Here is a 15,152-nt window from a genome sequence, read left to right as displayed (position 1 = left end):
CCCCTAGCCTTCTTCATCGCTTAAATACAAGTCACCCTGTTCATAAAGCACTTCGAGGAATTCCTGTTGATTGACTGGGTTCCAGACGCCTGTTTCCAAGTCTTGAATTAGACCCGTGTCTCCGTGCGGATCATGGGTGCGCCAATTGGGAGGCGGGGGCATATTGCCCATCACAAAATCAAACTCAGGATCGCCAGGGGTTAGGATTAAGCTCATTTTTAACCAGAAATTGTCAACGCTAAAAGGGCCGCTTGGCTCGTTTGGGCTAGCTCAGTCACCGCCCAGCCAGCATCCGCCGCCGCTTGATCGAGTTGCCCATTTTGCACCTTGGAATTATCCACAAAGGATCGATAAGTCCCCTGGCTGGTAATCGTCCGGATCGCCTGGGCAGGTTTCGGGAAATCGGCCCCAAACACTAAATCCAACTCTGACCCGTCGGCGTCTTTTACCCCTAATTCAGTGAGTGCAACTTCACCGCCAGCATTTTTAGGTCTGCGCCAAGCATAATTTACGCCGTTGATCGTGACGTAAAGAACGCGTGAAAAACCACCTGGCCCGATTAAAGCAAGCTTCGGCTTGGTGACAGTGTAGCCATTCAGCTTTAGGGCTGAAATTTTGTCAGTGGAGCAAAAAGACCCTTCATATCCTGTGGGGAAACGCTTAGACGCTCTTGCGGGCTTAGGCCGATTAGGAGACAGCACTGCATTCGCAACGTTAAACTGTGCGCTTACGTCTGTTTGCCCGAACTCCGTTTTTAGGGAGTCCTTCAACTTACTCCGAAAAACGTACTTTAACGTGGCCGTGCCAATTTTCACGTTTACATAGCGCCAAGTCCCCGGCCCAAATTTTCTAGGCATAACAAAAACCCTCAAAAATAATTTACAAAAATCCCAGAAAACCCTAGGCCGTAACGACGTTCACATCAAAAGTTTGGGCTGATTGATCCAGGGCAACCTGGACAGTCCAAGAGGTGGTGAACTGAAGCGCCGCAATCTTAGGCAAATCAGCAGTAACCAGCCCGGTAGTCGGATCAGTCTCGGCAGTCGCCGCAGCGGGGAGGGTAAAGGTAGTCCCAGCCGCCTGGGAAACAGAAGTTACCCCAGAGGCGACGCTTGCAGACCGGACAGGAACAATCGCCGGGAATGCTCGGATCATCGCTGCAACAAAATCACGGTTGTCAACGCCTGTAATCGCCGCAGGGTCAGATCCACCATAATCGGCCAAGTCTGCATAGGGGATTACAACGCCCTCACCAGTGATCGCGCCCTCGGCAGCAACCTCGGTAGCATTGGCAAAAAGGTCATCAATGGCAAAACCACCGACGCCAGAATTAGCCCCAGAGCTAGGTAAAGGAATTTGGCCGATAGTTTCCGTTTCCAGGTCTGCGACATACTGACAAGCAAAAGAGAAGGTCAGGTTATCGAGGCTATCAGAAACAGAAGCCTTCGCCCGTGTGCTGGTCATGCCCACAATGTCGGCACTATTGGCGGAAACATATGTGTGGATCGCGTTGGCGATCGCCAGGGCCGCTTTGCTTTCCTTGGTGGCCTGGGACTGAGCATCCGCAAATTCACCAGCAACCACGCCAGGAAGATCCGCAATGGGCAGAAACAAACCAGCAGGGACGCCATTCCCACCGCCAGCGGTAACGCTTGATTCAAAAAACGTAAGAGCCATAGAAAAACCTAGATAAAAATCTGATCTCCCAATTTCTAGCACGGCAGAATCGCAAATTTAACACAAAAAAAATACTGGTATTTATAGTGGCTTAGCCAAAACTAAGACGGGTATTTTTTGTTAAAGTCAGAAGAAAAGCTTAAGAGATGCGTATTTTTCTTTATCCACGGTTAGGGACTTGCTCTAAACGCTCATTTTTGAAGACCAAAAAGCGGTATGGCCAACCCAAGCCCTACAAGCCAAGAGGTCAGCTTTTGCAGCGATTGGCAGCAGAAACAGGCTGGACGATAGATCAGGTACATGAACAATTATTAAGAGAAAGAGACGTTTTGTTGAAGCTTAAGGGGATAGAAAAATAATGGCGACTTGTGATTGTAGTGGGGCAAGCCGCGCCTATGTGATTGTCAACCCGAACAGCGTCAACCGTCGGGAAATCCTAAGCCTTAATCCCCCCATTTGCCACGACGCAAAGACCAAAGGGCTGCTAATTAATGGGTCGCCTTGGACGGCCCCAAAAGAAATTCAATCATGGACACCTGAGCAGCAACAGGGAGGGATTAGAGTCGATTGGGGTGGCGGTGATGTTGATATCTTGACTGGGGAAACGTGGGAGTCTGCGGCTTGGATTGAAGCGATAGGCTCTTTTTCTCAAGCAATGTCGAGCGCTTATAATCCCCCTGAATGTGGGGCTATTCAGTGCAAAAGTGGGACTATCGGATTTAGGTTTTTTGGGGAATTAAGTGGAGGTTTGACCCCCATACGAGGTAATAGGGTATCTAATCCTTATTGTGGGAATCATTGGTACTGGACGTATGAAAACGCAGGTGTTGTAGTCAGCTTCACTGATTGGATTAAATACTCTCCTTGCGATACACGGAATTATCCTGAAAAGGCTTGGAACGTTGGGAATCCGGGTTGGGTTCAAGTTTACATGAGCGTCGGGGGATTTTCGCTATCTCCTTATGGCTGGAAAATTACGTCGAATACTGGTGACTCTTCTACTAGAGGCGGTCACCCTGATCCCCCCGATGTTTCTTTACTTAATGGCGATTGCATTCTGACTATTACCTTTGTTGACAACACAACACAAGATTTGACTTATGACGAATGTCCCACGGTTGAGCCGTTGCAATGTTTAGAAATAAGTGACCAAGGGGGCGTCTTAGCGGATATCTGCCCTTACAACGGGGAGCAAATCGCCTTTCAATGCGATGAGCGCAAATGCCCGCCGGAAACCTGCTGTGAATTGGAATGCGGGGGCGGTCGGGTGTGTTGCTATGGGCCGAACAGTGGGACGGCGATCGATTCTTTTATTCGGAGGACTTAATTTAATGGCGCTTACTCTACAGGACTTTGGGGGACAATTTTCCCCGTCAACAATTACGTTTAATGTTGCCGAGCTAAATGCAAGACTTGAGGCCGCTGGGTTGCCCAAATGGGATGAACCTAGGGACGCAATCGAGCCGTTGCTATGGGTATTGCTGAGGCTTTTTTATTCGACACAAATTGATTTTTCCCAGGTCAGCGGCGTTTTATTCAATCAGCAAGATTTGCAAAATCAATCGCGCACCTTGCGGGTCAGTCGGGCTAATCTGTCGCCTACTCTTTTGTCCCCCAGCGCTATCTCTGCCAGGGAACTCTACACTCTGCAATTTAATTTTGTTGGAGCCAATGACTTGACCGATCCAGATTTACTTTAAGGGGCGTTATGGGCTGTTTGAATGTGGGCTGTTTTACGGTGTTTGTGATTTTTGTGATTATTTCACTGCTGATTTTGTCGGGGGTCATCCTTTAAATGTCTTGTCCAAATCTGGCGACGAAATCGGATATATCGGCCCTTGAGGGGAGGATTTTAGAGGCGCTTTCGGGGCTGGCGACGAAAGGAGATATTAATGAATTAAAGGACAGTCTTTCCGGGCTATCTGGAAAGATTGATGGGCTTTCTAGCCGATTAAGTTCGATTGAAAATACGTTGTCGGATTTGGTGTCTGCGATTGGCAGAATTGAGAATAAGTTGGCGGCTTTGAGTGGGGATATTGGGGGAATTCTTGGGGCGATCGCCAATATTGTCGAGTCAATCGTTAGCCTGATTCGTGATCCAATTGTGGCGGCCCTTGGGGCATTGGAGGCGGCAATAAGCGGGCTTTATAGTTCGCTCACTGCATTTATTGAGGGCTTTTTTGATGGGCTGACGGCACTTATTAATGGGGCGTTTGCTGCTCAGAAAGCCTTTATCGATGGGGTTTTTGGCAGTCTGAGAGCTTTTATTGATGGGCTTTTTGGGAATATTTCAAGTGATTTGGCAAGCATTGAAGGCACTTTAAGCCAGATTCTTTCCCGGATTGGCAATATTGAAAGCGCATTGGGCAGCCTTAGCAATCGCCTAGGGGAGATCCAAGGCACGCTTAATTCTTTAAATAGTCGCCTTGCTGATATTCAATCCTCAATCGGGGGAATTAATAACCGCCTGAGCGGGATTGAGCAAAGATTGGGGGGGATTGATGGAAAGCTTGCCGATATTCAGCAACAGGTTTACAATCTTGCGGGTCAGCTCCAAAACATCTGGGGGAGACTTGATGGGATTGCCTCACGTTTGGGGCAAATAGAATCTGCTATTTCCTCATTAAATAGCGCCCTTAATGCTATCGAAGCCGAGTTAAGATCCTTGGGCGGTTACATAGATTCATTAAGGGGAGAAGTAAACGCAATCCCTGGGGAGGTTTGGGGTTATGGCCTGAGCTGTGGCCCTGCGGGGAGTGCGGTTTGTCGATCCCTGTCTGCTGCGGAAGATCCAGAGAAAAACTTTAGTGATGATGACCGCCAGAAGCTCGACGATATCAAGGATGACCTGGACGATTTGGGGAATGAGTTGGAGGCGATCGCCAAAGTGACAGGCGTCCCAGATTTCCCTGGAAAGTTGCCCAATTCATTGCTGGGGGATGGGTCTGGACAGACCGAAGTAGAAAGCATCCCTCAATTTATGGTGTGGATTACAAAACAGATGGATGCGTTGATTGGCGAATTCCCGATAGAAGTAGAGGTTAAATCGGAGGACGGTGATCGGCGGGTAAAACTCCGAAATATTGCCGAAACCATGGCAGAGCTTTACACCCAAGGCGTTTTCCTAACCACCATTAACCACGCCCAAACCAACGCCCTGGTAAGAACTGGTAATGAGTTAATGAGCTTAAAGGTGGCCGTATTGGTGGCCCAAGATTTGATTATGGCGGCCAATGAATTTCTAGGGTTTCGGATGAAGAAAAAGACCCGGAAAACTAATTTTTCCTTTACCCCCAAAACCAGTGATAAAGGGAAATTCACCCTAATTGATTTCCTTGATAGTTACGAAGGGCAGTACCAGGGCTGGGAGTTTGACGATCAAGAAATCCTAATCGAGTATCTGCCCCAGTTGCTCTATGGGGTGAGTTTGGTGAAGGCCGCCACATTGCGCGGTCAGGATGACATCGACCAACTACAGGATCAAGTTGAAGAAATCCTCAAGGATGGGGAAACCGCTTGGGATAGATTTAGGAATTTAGTAAATAATCCTGACTCTGAATACAACCTAGGGGAAAGCGTGAAATTCAGAATCGAGGATCGCAACGTGGAGGATGAAAAATAATGGCCTTTACGTTGGATTTAGGGGAATTAGTCAGCCGCCAAGTTAGATCAGAAGTCGCCCCAGATGGTCGGGTGATTGAGGATGTTTTAGATTTTTTCCAGAGTGATTCCGGTGGCTTTCTGTCGGGGATTGGTCGCTTAATTGGGAATGTGGCTGGGGCGTTGTGGTGGGCGATCGCCCCGGTGATCAGAGTCTCTGCTACATTTATTTTTCAAACCGCCGTCAGTGCCTTTTTTGAACTAAAAAACTTTAACTGGGTTGCCACCGACGCCCAATTAAAAGCCGGATTAAGGTCAAGAAATTTAGCCCTTGCTGATGCCTGGGGTGGAGCCACTGGGCAATTATTCGGAACAATTACCGTAGGAGCTTTAGGGGCATTGGGGGCGTTGTATATCCCGACAATTGGCGGACGAGGGCTGGCCCTTAGCACGGTCGTTAAATTGGTACAGGAAAGGGGGGATGAAGTTTTTGATGAAATGGCCGATGCTTTAAACATTTCCGCCAGGATATTCGGCCAAGGCGTAGCGGTACAAACGTATATTTATGGGCGTAGGATTCTTAAAAACCTTTTCCCAGCTCTGCGGGGATGGGGGGAAGAAGAAGGCACGCGATGGAGTATTGGGGAAGCCTTCGAGGAAACCATCGACTCTATTCCTTTTGATGCACTACGGGAATTTTTAGAATCGTTTTTTGAAGAATTCGAGGAAAGCTTTATCGCTGGGGGATTTGTTATCGCCGGACATTGGGACAACCTTATGGCTCAAACCCAGGAAAACCGCCTAGAAATCCTAGGGGAGGATCGGGCCGGGACAGTTGCCCTAAGAAACGAGGGGGGCGAGGAAGATGTATCGATTTTGAGATATGTGCAGCTCCCCTCCAATTTGGCGATATCTGGCCTACAACATCAAATGAATAACTATCGCCAGATTGCTCTACGAAATATCGGGGAATTTGGCGGCGATGCCGACGACGGCGGCAAGGTGGGCGAACCCTACATGAGAACCGCAAAAATCATCCTACGGGGCGATAAAGATAAGCCCCCATTCGTTACGCCCTTGGGAGAAGTCAGCAGCCGCCACACCATCACCCTAAAAGCCCTGAATCCAGATCTAAGGTGGCGAGATTTTAAGCGGGCCTTTCGCTTCCTAGAGTGGGGGCCATGGCGGATTGAGGCGACCCTAGAAAGTCGGGTGACATTCGCCATTTATGCGGCCAATAAGGATTATGGCGTGCAAAAAATGCGGGAAATTATCAGCGAATTGATCAGCGAGGAAGCGATCCGCATTGCCAGCACCATCGAGGAAGTTGATCCAAGGGTCACTAAGTTGAGTAAGACGATCTTCCCAGAGGAGGCGATCGTCACCCTCAAGAAAGAATCAACCCTAGGGCAAATTGTCGATTTATCCGGGCAACGATATCTCCAAGAGCAAATTAGGTTTGATTTGTGGCGGGATGATGAGCCATTTGGGACGCCGGAATTTGTGACCAACTACCAAACCATCTAAAACGAAAAGGCGTGTAACCTAGTGATTACGCGCCTTATGTGTGTGATAGGTGTGAATTTCTCATAAGCCCAAGGTCGGCAGTTCAAATCTGCCTCGAGCCATATTTACAGTGTAAATCAAATTTCCATTGCGCTATCGGTAGCGTAGGGAATTTTCGCTTACTTTTTCATGGTGGCCTGGGACGCCTATTTCCCCGTAAGGCTTGGTCTAAATATGGTCTAGATCAGCCATGAATATTGAAGCGATAAACCGGGATTTAAACGCCCTTAGAATCGGCGTATCTGTGGAAATCCAGGGGAAACGGGTCTATCTGCGGGCCTTTCTCCCCCCTAAACCTGGGACGGGGCGGACAGCTCCCCATCGGCAACGGATCGCCCTTGGAGTCTGTGCCAATGAGGAAGGCTTGCAGCGGGAATTTTGATTAAATCACAGGTTTAGATACGCATTTTAGGACTTATCATCATTAGTACCAGAAGGACGGCATTTTAACACTTACCCAATAGATTACGGATAATCCCGACCGTCCTCGCGCCCCTGGAAAAAGCTCATGATTGATACTTTCCTCAAAACCCTGAAACTGCTTGGGGTATTTTGTCTTGGTTCCCTTGGATTTGCTTTTATCGTTAACGGAGTTGTAACCACGGGGCCGAAATATGGAGATGAGTGGCTTGCGGTCTTATTTTTGATGATGCTTGCGCTCAGCCTGGAAGTCTGGATCTACAAAAAGTTTTATAAAAAATGGCGGATCGTTTTCTTGAACTATATGATCACTCATTTTGCGGCCTTCTTTGCTAGTATCCCTTGGCTGTTTTTGATGGGAGCAGAATCTGACTTAGCCTGGATTGCATTCCTAGGGATATGGTTTCCTATTGCTTATTTCTCGGTTTCCCAGCTCGATTATTTCAAGCGGCTTGAGTTGAAAGTTAAAGAGCAACAGGCCCAGATTGATGGGTTTACGGATCAGAAAATCCAGATCCAGAAGCAGATCGAGACCATGAAAACGCGCCTAGATAACACACGGCGTTACGGCAAATAAAAACGGCGATCGCCGCTGCTGCTGGACTAGATAATTTTGGTGATTCGGTCATCCACCAGATCCAGACATGGGTATCTAGGATGATCATGTTTGGGCATCCCAAGCAACATCAATAGGGCTCACAATATCCTCTTCGGCAATAACCGTATTTTTGAGAGGATTTCCCTGTGACCAAGTTTGGACTGTATCGTTTGATGGAATGCTTATTTGTTCTTGTTTGAGCCCCAACTGAAAATAATGAATGAGTTCATAGACCTGATTCAGTTTATCTTCAGGAATTTCATGGAGTTCATCGATAATTTTTTGGATCAGCATCGGTTGTTCTCCCAAATTATGCCTCTAGCTTAGTCTGCAAAGATTGTTTTGTGAGGGCGATCGCCTCTTTCACACCGCGACAAACGTTTACGCTTAATGTCTCAACTGTTTTGCTGTAGGGCATACTTTCAACTTTTTCCATATCATCTTCTCAAGAGAGCTATGAAACCAGCTTGCTCAAAATGCTTGTCATAGGCGAGGGCTTCTAAAATATCTTGCTGTTGCATAATGCAGAATGATGAACAATCAGTATGGCTCCAGCCTTGATCCGGTCTTTGCTTGTAGAGATCGAGGGCTGAGCTAAAAAGTTCTGTCGTCTGGGGAATGACTTCTATTTCTGAACTCTGAGATGCGTAATCGATCAAACGAATTGCCCGTTCTCGATAAATGCTACCTTTCTTAGAAAAAGCATTCAGTAGTTCGCTAAAGATCATTTCGCTGGTCACGATAGTAGTGGAAGTTAGGGATGAGGCAAGTTGTTTGGCTTTATCGGCAAGGTCATCGTTAGGATTAAGCAAAGCGATCCAATAACCTGTATCTGCAAATACTTTTTTCATTCTGCCTCTTTTGCTAAACCGTACAGATAATGATCAAGATTTTTTGCAAAATCACTCGGCAACTTCTCTTCCTCTTGCACTGGCAAATCAGTTTCTAGTTGGTTAATAAAATTCAGAAAAGGAGAAGTTTGTGAGACCATTTGAGTCTTCTCTTGAGGAATTGCTTGGGAAGCTTTCTTCTTGATGAATAACAAAAAGTCTAAGACTTCCCCCACGAGGATATCTGGGGTTTTCTCTAGTTCTTGGATGAGTTGTTCGCGTTCTGTCATGACAAAATTCTCCAATCTAAATAGTTAGAGTAAAGATAATTGATCTGGGTTGTTTTTCTGTGAACAAGAGACTGATGATTCTGCTAAGGCATTTGTCTTTTTCAGAGTCTGTAGGTGTTCTAGCAAGTCCGCTTGCTGAGGTTCTAGTTTGATGAGTAATCCCAGCACATTTAGCAAATTGAGAAGTTCTCTCGTGTATTCATCTAGCCAATGATCGGGTTGAATTTGATTCAGAGGAGAAGGATGTCGCCGATCGCCAATAATCGGACGACTACGATCTTTCTTACGATAACTAAACCACTGTTTAACAATTTGCTTGCCGGAAACGTTGTAATGCCAGACTTCCGGTGGAACATTCTCGACAAAACCAGAGCCAACGAGTAAACGCTTTTTGTTTGCATCGTAACTGATGTCGTCAGGCATTTCTTCTGGAGTATTAGGAATTGTGCCGTCTTTGGGAATTGTGGGGCGTTCTGTTTTGGGTAAGCGAGGGTGACCTGATGGTCTATTGTCAGTGGCATCAATCATCCTCTCGCTAAAGGTATGTAACCAAATGACTCGCTTACCCAGTGCTACAGCTTCCTGAAATAACTTGAGATCGGCGGTTAAAGGGACTCGGATACCGGGGGTTTGTAAGTCTTCTTGAAAGCGTTTGGTATAGGCAGGATTTGCCACAACACCAGCAATATAAGCAAAGAAATCTTCAGCAGAAATCTTATCCTCGTAAAAATTGCTCAGAAAATCTAAAAATGCTCGTTTAACATTGCTATCGCTGCAATCTGTTGTCCGCCAAAGAGGGAATGCTCGTCCTCCAAAAGAACCTTTGTAATGATGTAGATCAGGAATGCAAGCAGTAAAACTCAGGGCAAGTCCTTCAGATGGAGTCCTATCCATTAATGTAGTCAAATAAATTTGGTGATCTGAATGCCAGTCCCATAAATTTGGATTTGGTTGATTGATTAATCGACTATCTGGGATAATCCATTGCCGATCAAAGGAACGATATCCATATTGAACAGGAGTAACAATATCGCTTTTATCTTCTGCAACTGAAAGATTACGTTGTGGCTGTCCTGCGAGAGGAGTTTGAACAACCTTTGCAGAATGTTTATCTCCTAATTGTCCCTTACGAAAATGAGGGTGAAATAGTTCTTCTTTTTTATCGGTAGGTGCATTTTGAAGTTTTTCCCAACGTTTGTCTAAGGACTCAATATCTGGCGCAATCACCCATGTTCTACCGGGCATAACCCCAGAGCCATCATAATTAAAGAAATCATTGAGCAGCGGATAGGTTGACCATTGACCCTCGGATTCCGGCAAGAAAGAATCGCGACTTCCTTCCATACAACCTTCCCATGCTTCACCAGACAAAGTGATTTGATCTAGAGCCGCAAATTTATCTTCCCGTGCCCCCAATGGCAAAGCCTGAAACTTCACCTGAGCAAGCCTTCCATCTTGTTTCTTTTTAGAACGACTTGCCAAGACAATACAAACAGGTTGCTGTACCCCCTGAAAAATTCTGGTATTCACTCCCGGTTGATGACCATCTGGTGAACAATCAATGACCCAGATATTGTCACAAGTTTCCCGTAAATATTGCCGCATCCTCTGGAAACCCGGACCCGCAATAAATCCAGCCACAGTAATAAAACAGATAATCCCAGAATTGTTTTCTGGATGATGATCAAAAACTTTCCACGTCGCCCACCGCCAAAAGTAGATGTATAGATTACGCAAATGTTTTGCGTGGGTTCCAATCTTCCAGTTTTTAGGCGGTTGCCAATCATCTAACGGCGCAGGCGTATCCGTTTGAGGATTACCGGACTCAACCCAACCACCACGACCTTTTGCCTTGTCTTTATAGGGAGGATTGCCAATCACAACCGTCACAGGCTCCTCGCGCTTAATCTGATTCGCAGCCCTACGAGATTCCGCAATAGGCGCAAACATCTGGGGAATCCAGCCCTGATCATCTTCCGGATCACCAAGGGTATCTGTGACGAACATTCTGAGGGATTCCGTTGGCGAACCATTCGTTAATTCCAGCACTTCCGCCAAAATTCGTAACTGCGCCACGGTGAAAGGTCCCAACTGAAGCTCAAACGCAATTAATCGTTTTAATGCCGCATTAATCGCCGATGTTACAGATCCTTCTCCATAATCATCACTCACAGATTCCGCAATTTTTTTGAGCACTGCCAACATATATGTGCCTGTACCAGTCGCCGGATCAACCACTGTCACCGCAGAAGAAGCTAAACCTTCCTGCAATCCAAAACTCGGATCTTTTAGCAATTCATCAACGAGCCGCACCATATTTTCCACTACTGCGGGAGGCGTATAGTAAGATCCCGTTTCTTTACGGAGCTTGTTGTCATAAACTTCCAGAAAATCTTCGTAAAAATAGAGCCATGTCTCTGGATCACCTTTACTGATCTGCTCCCAGTCCACGGCATCAAGTACACGAACAAGAGAATTGAGCGAAGTCTTCAGAATTGCTTCATCATCAAGATTGTCAGTCAATAAACGAAGGGCTGTCCCCATCAATGAATTAACACTTTTTAGATCTCTTGCTGCACGATCTAACCCCGTCGCCAATTCAATATTTTTCGCCCGCGCCATAAGTAGCCCAAAGGTCACAGCCTGAGCATAACCATCAGCAAATTTCTCATCGGTTGCATCAGGAAATAACAGGTTTCTCCAATCCTCTGCCAAAGAAGTTAAAGCTTCACTCCCCAAAGCCATCTGTTCAACGACTTCATCCCGTAGCAAACGGCATAGATTAGCGGTAATTCTGGCAAGCTCTTGGGCATTAGTGGGTGGGATTGGTTCCCAGAGAAAGAAAGACTGAAACAGATCAAGCAATCCCTGTGGAGGCGTTAGATTTTTTCCAGCAGTTTCGATATCCTCATCAAACGAAACAATAGAGCCAACCAATTCCCCATTTTGCCAGAGGCTAAAACTATTCCCATCCGAATAAATCAGATTAGGTAGAGTCTGAAGCTTTTGCCATTGAGCCTTGTCATGCCCTTTAAATCTTTTCGGATTTGCCCCTTTCCCCGGCGCTTTCAATTCCACAAAACCAACCAAGGCATTGCGGACAGTCACCGAATAATCAGGTCTTGTTTTTAGCTCGGTTAGAGCCGACTCACCCACTGCCGTCACATCATCACGTTTGATTTGGCAAAGTTCTGCAAGATCGAGCAATAACGTCTCAAAAGGTGCTCTTAACTGATCTTCTGGTTGACCTGTCATTACAGGGTTAGACAGTTTTTCCTTAACTGCTTTTCCAAATGTGGCGATCGCTGATTGAAGAGTAATAGACATCGAATAACTGACTCAGAATGCCGATAGTATTCATCATAGACTTACTAGATTCGCAAAGAATCAAGTTCAACAACATGATGCAGAATGTTGGCAAATTTATGTAATCCCAGAATAGGGACTGTAACCGTGATCCGCAGGCAGCGTTTTACCCCGCAGCTCAAACTGCACTTCCAAAAAATTCATCTACTCAAATTCTCCTGTTTCGTTTTGTCGTGCCATCTGCGCCGTTTCTCGTTCCAGCATCTTCACTAATTCCGGGGGGGATTTGGCGATCGCCCCCCTGCCATAACCAAGAATCCAGCGCTTCACATCATTCAATCCCGAAGCTGTAAACCGCAGCGTAATCGAACCATCAGAATGGGTTTCAATCCTTTGGGTGCTGTGCCATTGCCGTTCCGTGATGTAGGGAGACGTTTGTTTATCGAAGGCGATCGCCACATCATAGGTTTTTCCCCCCACCTCACACTGAAAACTATTTTTTAATTTCTCCTGTAAATCGAATTCCCGCCGCTCAAAGGTTTGCCCTGTGGGTTCAAGCTTACGAATCCGGTCAATCCGAAATTGCCGAACCTCCTCGCGCAAGTGACAATAGCCCCAGACATAAGGATTGCTCGCCCGGTAAATATCCAGGACATAGGGATCGAAAATACGTTCTGATATTTGCTGTCGTTTAGGAGAGTAGTAGCGCATCAAAACCGACTGTGATCGCTCACTGGCTTCAATGAGAGCTTGCCAAATTTCTGGATTAAGCTGGATTTCTCCCCCAACCCGAAAATGAACCCGCTCCTCTGCCAACTGTCGCAGATTAATCACACTCTGTTCTGGTAAACGTTCTGCAATTCGCTCAATAGTTTCCCGCAATTGAATTTGATAAATAGAACCTGAATAAGATTCCAGCATCCTTGCTCCGAGGGTGAGAGCAAAAAGTTCCCCTTGGGTCACCGGAATAGTGGGCAATCGCCAATTAGAGTCGGTATAGTACCAACCCTGATTTCTGTCGTACTCCAGCGGGGCATCATAGCGATCTCGCAAAAAATTAACATCATTACGAATTGTTCTTTCTGAAACTTCCAAGGTCTGAGCAAGACTCACTTGTGTTTGCCGCTCTCTTGAACGGATCAGGCGATCAATTTCCAGTAGGCGCTCTAATTGGCGGGACATAGTGTCACTAAATCGACTGCGCTCTTCATCATAAAGATAAAACCCGGCAAAAGACTTACCGGGTCAAAAAATATTTATTGCGTGACTAAAAGAAACATCAAGTCTTAGAGGATGCCTGAGAAGGGTATGGCAGGATGGTTTCAATCGGCAATCATCTGCAAAATTTGTAAATGTTGACCCAGGGGACTGAGGGTATTGGCGGCAATCATCCCAGACCCGGCCACTGCCGGAATGCCAATCCCCGGAAAAGTGGAATCTCCACAGCAGAAAAGTTGGGCGATGGGCGTTGTACAACCCGGAAACTGTTCTTTCCCCGCTTTTAATTCGGGGCCATAGGTACCGCGATCGCGTCTGAGGAAACGACTATGGGTGAGAGGCGTACCAACGAGGGTTAATTCCGTGCGTTGATGAATATCGGGAATCACTTTTTCTAAAGCTTGCCACAAAACCTGGGAACGTTCTTCTTTGAAAGCAGCATATTCTGGGGAACGACGGTCTAGGTTTGCCCAGGGTGCATAGTCTTCAGTAGCAGGCAAATAAACGTGGATACTATGTTTTCCTGGGGGCGCTAGGCTCGGATCCAGCAGTGAAGGAATCGAAACAGCGACCACATTTTGAGCCGCATCAACTCCCTTTTCCCAGTCATCAACGATGAGGTAATGGCACTCCAAATCTTCAGGTAAATTGCTGCTGTCAATCCCTAAATGAAGGTGCATAAAACTGCGACAAGACTGCATTTTATCGGCTCGTTTCTGCAATTTTTGGGGAATATTTTGCGGCTCAATCAACTTGAGGGTATCCCAAACAGAAGCGTTAGAAACCACTGCCCGTCGTGCTTGAAGGATTTCACCATTGCGCAGTTGAACTCCCGTGGCCTTGCCATTTTCGGTGAGGATTTTTTCCACATGGCTATTCAGGCGCAATTTGCCTCCAAATTTTTCGAGGCCCCGTACCAGAGCCGCCACGATCGCCCCACTGCCTCCCTGGGGATAATCTAAAATCACCTCCGGACGATACCAATCCGCGAACATAAAGGCCATCTCCGCGCAAATCGTACCGTTGGCTGGCAATCCAGAGAGCATAAAACAAAGCAAATCCAACCAATTACGGATAAAGGGGTCAGTAATCACGCGATCCATCACCCGGCTAAAGGGGGCATTCAGTTGGGGAGTGTAGGGGAGATAGGGCAGGAGAGTTTTGGCATATTTACCGACAGTGCGGACAACACCAAGATCGTTACGAAAGGCCGCCAAGGGGAGTTTTGTCGCCGCTTCACCGAGGGGACGCATGGCTTCCTGGAGCTGGCGCCATTGGGGAATCACATCAGTCTTGCCGATCTGGGTCAACATTTCACAAAAGCCATCGGCTCCCACCGCCGCGTGAAAATAACCTTCGGGTAAATGGACACCCCAGGCATCGTAGGTGAGCCATTGGCAATCTTCTTCGAGGAGATCAAGGACTTGGCGCAGGGGATTGGGGGAAGGGCTGTGGGAAAGGCCGGAATAAAGGGATGGCCCGGAGTCGAAATGATAACCCTGTCGGGTAAAACTGTGGGCTGCACCACCGGCGATCGCATGGCTTTCTAAGACCAAAACGTCATAACCATAACGAGCCAAAAGACCCGCACAACAAAGCCCGCCAATGCCGCTACCAATGACGATTACCTCTGGATTTGCACTCATC

General features: G+C 46.9%; 16 protein-coding genes. 6 read left to right on the top strand and 10 right to left on the bottom strand.

What is annotated here, in order from left to right; genetic code table 11:
- Nucleotides 1–3 precede the first annotated feature (3 nt).
- The 3 genes from FEK30_RS13265 to FEK30_RS13255 are packed head-to-tail and all read right to left on the bottom strand — an operon-like array spanning nucleotide 4 to nucleotide 1,677.
- Nucleotides 4–216 (bottom strand): hypothetical protein, encoded by a 213-nt coding sequence (locus FEK30_RS13265; RefSeq protein WP_138073446.1) that lies wholly within the window; start codon nucleotides 214–216, stop codon nucleotides 4–6.
- A gap of 2 nt (nucleotides 217–218) precedes the next feature.
- Nucleotides 219–857, bottom strand: a complete 639-nt coding sequence (locus tag FEK30_RS13260; RefSeq protein ID WP_138073445.1) for a hypothetical protein — start codon at nucleotides 855–857, stop codon at nucleotides 219–221.
- A gap of 43 nt (nucleotides 858–900) precedes the next feature.
- On the bottom strand, nucleotides 901–1,677 hold the full coding sequence (locus FEK30_RS13255) for a hypothetical protein (protein ID WP_138073444.1): 777 nt from the start codon (nucleotides 1,675–1,677) through the stop codon (nucleotides 901–903).
- Between the two features lie 358 nt (nucleotides 1,678–2,035).
- Here FEK30_RS13255 and FEK30_RS13245 point away from each other — a divergent pair, with 358 nt between their 5' ends.
- From FEK30_RS13245 to FEK30_RS13220, 6 genes are all read left to right on the top strand, one after another.
- On the top strand, nucleotides 2,036–3,004 hold the full coding sequence (locus FEK30_RS13245) for a hypothetical protein (RefSeq protein WP_138073442.1): 969 nt from the start codon (nucleotides 2,036–2,038) through the stop codon (nucleotides 3,002–3,004).
- Between the two features lie 4 nt (nucleotides 3,005–3,008).
- Nucleotides 3,009–3,377 (top strand): hypothetical protein, encoded by a 369-nt coding sequence (locus FEK30_RS13240; RefSeq protein WP_138073441.1) that lies wholly within the window; start codon nucleotides 3,009–3,011, stop codon nucleotides 3,375–3,377.
- 284 nt (nucleotides 3,378–3,661) lie between these two features.
- Complete coding sequence (locus FEK30_RS13235) at nucleotides 3,662–5,299, top strand: phage tail protein (protein WP_138073440.1); 1,638 nt, start codon at nucleotides 3,662–3,664, stop codon at nucleotides 5,297–5,299.
- Nucleotides 5,299–6,804, top strand: coding sequence for a hypothetical protein (locus FEK30_RS13230; RefSeq protein ID WP_138073439.1), 1,506 nt, complete (start codon nucleotides 5,299–5,301; stop codon nucleotides 6,802–6,804). Before FEK30_RS13235 ends, FEK30_RS13230 begins: the two co-directional genes overlap by 1 nt.
- Nucleotides 6,805–7,033: 229 nt before the next feature.
- Nucleotides 7,034–7,225 carry a hypothetical protein gene (locus FEK30_RS13225; protein WP_099240695.1) on the top strand — a complete coding sequence of 64 codons (192 nt, stop codon included), beginning with the start codon at nucleotides 7,034–7,036 and terminating at the stop codon, nucleotides 7,223–7,225.
- A 126-nt stretch (nucleotides 7,226–7,351) separates the two neighbouring features.
- Entirely contained in the window at nucleotides 7,352–7,840 is a 489-nt protein-coding gene (locus FEK30_RS13220; protein WP_065710900.1) for a hypothetical protein, read from the top strand.
- 84 nt (nucleotides 7,841–7,924) lie between these two features.
- Here FEK30_RS13220 and FEK30_RS13210 read toward each other — a convergent pair whose 3' ends face one another.
- From FEK30_RS13210 to FEK30_RS13175, 7 genes are all read right to left on the bottom strand, one after another.
- On the bottom strand, nucleotides 7,925–8,155 hold the full coding sequence (locus FEK30_RS13210) for a hypothetical protein (RefSeq protein ID WP_065710899.1): 231 nt from the start codon (nucleotides 8,153–8,155) through the stop codon (nucleotides 7,925–7,927).
- 16 nt (nucleotides 8,156–8,171) lie between these two features.
- Nucleotides 8,172–8,297 (bottom strand): hypothetical protein, encoded by a 126-nt coding sequence (locus FEK30_RS17160; protein ID WP_255447889.1) that lies wholly within the window; start codon nucleotides 8,295–8,297, stop codon nucleotides 8,172–8,174.
- A gap of 1 nt (nucleotide 8,298) precedes the next feature.
- The gene (locus tag FEK30_RS13200) at nucleotides 8,299–8,712 is read right to left on the bottom strand and encodes a type II toxin-antitoxin system VapC family toxin (protein WP_138073438.1); all 414 of its coding nucleotides are present in this window, start codon (nucleotides 8,710–8,712) and stop codon (nucleotides 8,299–8,301) included.
- Nucleotides 8,709–8,981 carry a hypothetical protein gene (locus FEK30_RS13195; RefSeq protein WP_030007523.1) on the bottom strand — a complete coding sequence of 91 codons (273 nt, stop codon included), beginning with the start codon at nucleotides 8,979–8,981 and terminating at the stop codon, nucleotides 8,709–8,711. The genes FEK30_RS13200 and FEK30_RS13195 overlap by 4 nt, the downstream gene beginning before the upstream one ends.
- A gap of 24 nt (nucleotides 8,982–9,005) precedes the next feature.
- On the bottom strand, nucleotides 9,006–12,308 hold the full coding sequence (locus FEK30_RS13190; RefSeq protein ID WP_220094725.1) for a type ISP restriction/modification enzyme: 3,303 nt from the start codon (nucleotides 12,306–12,308) through the stop codon (nucleotides 9,006–9,008).
- Between the two features lie 183 nt (nucleotides 12,309–12,491).
- A complete protein-coding gene (locus tag FEK30_RS13180) occupies nucleotides 12,492–13,469 on the bottom strand; it encodes a helix-turn-helix transcriptional regulator (protein ID WP_138073437.1) in 978 nt (325 codons plus the stop codon).
- 140 nt (nucleotides 13,470–13,609) lie between these two features.
- Nucleotides 13,610–15,151: a phytoene desaturase family protein gene (locus tag FEK30_RS13175; RefSeq protein ID WP_138073436.1), complete on the bottom strand. Its 1,542-nt coding sequence runs from the start codon at nucleotides 15,149–15,151 to the stop codon at nucleotides 13,610–13,612.
- Nucleotide 15,152 lies beyond the last annotated feature (1 nt).

It is taken from the genome of Picosynechococcus sp. PCC 11901, assembly GCF_005577135.1.
GTDB lineage: Bacteria > Cyanobacteriota > Cyanobacteriia > Cyanobacteriales > MRBY01 > MRBY01.
This window is presented reverse-complemented; position numbering and strand designations above follow the sequence as displayed.

Coding starts and splice junctions, on each gene's coding strand:
- FEK30_RS13260 (WP_138073445.1), bottom strand. CDS start 857: ATGCCTAGAAAATTTGGGCCGGGGACTTGGCGCTATGTAAACGTGAAA.
- FEK30_RS13190 (WP_220094725.1), bottom strand. CDS start 12,308: ATGTCTATTACTCTTCAATCAGCGATCGCCACATTTGGAAAAGCAGTT.
- FEK30_RS13195 (WP_030007523.1), bottom strand. CDS start 8,981: ATGACAGAACGCGAACAACTCATCCAAGAACTAGAGAAAACCCCAGAT.
- FEK30_RS13200 (WP_138073438.1), bottom strand. CDS start 8,712: ATGAAAAAAGTATTTGCAGATACAGGTTATTGGATCGCTTTGCTTAAT.
- FEK30_RS13230 (WP_138073439.1), top strand. CDS start 5,299: ATGGCCTTTACGTTGGATTTAGGGGAATTAGTCAGCCGCCAAGTTAGA.
- FEK30_RS13180 (WP_138073437.1), bottom strand. CDS start 13,469: ATGTCCCGCCAATTAGAGCGCCTACTGGAAATTGATCGCCTGATCCGT.
- FEK30_RS13220 (WP_065710900.1), top strand. CDS start 7,352: ATGATTGATACTTTCCTCAAAACCCTGAAACTGCTTGGGGTATTTTGT.
- FEK30_RS13265 (WP_138073446.1), bottom strand. CDS start 216: ATGAGCTTAATCCTAACCCCTGGCGATCCTGAGTTTGATTTTGTGATG.
- FEK30_RS13240 (WP_138073441.1), top strand. CDS start 3,009: ATGGCGCTTACTCTACAGGACTTTGGGGGACAATTTTCCCCGTCAACA.
- FEK30_RS13255 (WP_138073444.1), bottom strand. CDS start 1,677: ATGGCTCTTACGTTTTTTGAATCAAGCGTTACCGCTGGCGGTGGGAAT.
- FEK30_RS13225 (WP_099240695.1), top strand. CDS start 7,034: ATGAATATTGAAGCGATAAACCGGGATTTAAACGCCCTTAGAATCGGC.
- FEK30_RS13175 (WP_138073436.1), bottom strand. CDS start 15,151: ATGAGTGCAAATCCAGAGGTAATCGTCATTGGTAGCGGCATTGGCGGG.
- FEK30_RS17160 (WP_255447889.1), bottom strand. CDS start 8,297: ATGGAAAAAGTTGAAAGTATGCCCTACAGCAAAACAGTTGAGACATTA.
- FEK30_RS13245 (WP_138073442.1), top strand. CDS start 2,036: ATGGCGACTTGTGATTGTAGTGGGGCAAGCCGCGCCTATGTGATTGTC.
- FEK30_RS13210 (WP_065710899.1), bottom strand. CDS start 8,155: ATGCTGATCCAAAAAATTATCGATGAACTCCATGAAATTCCTGAAGAT.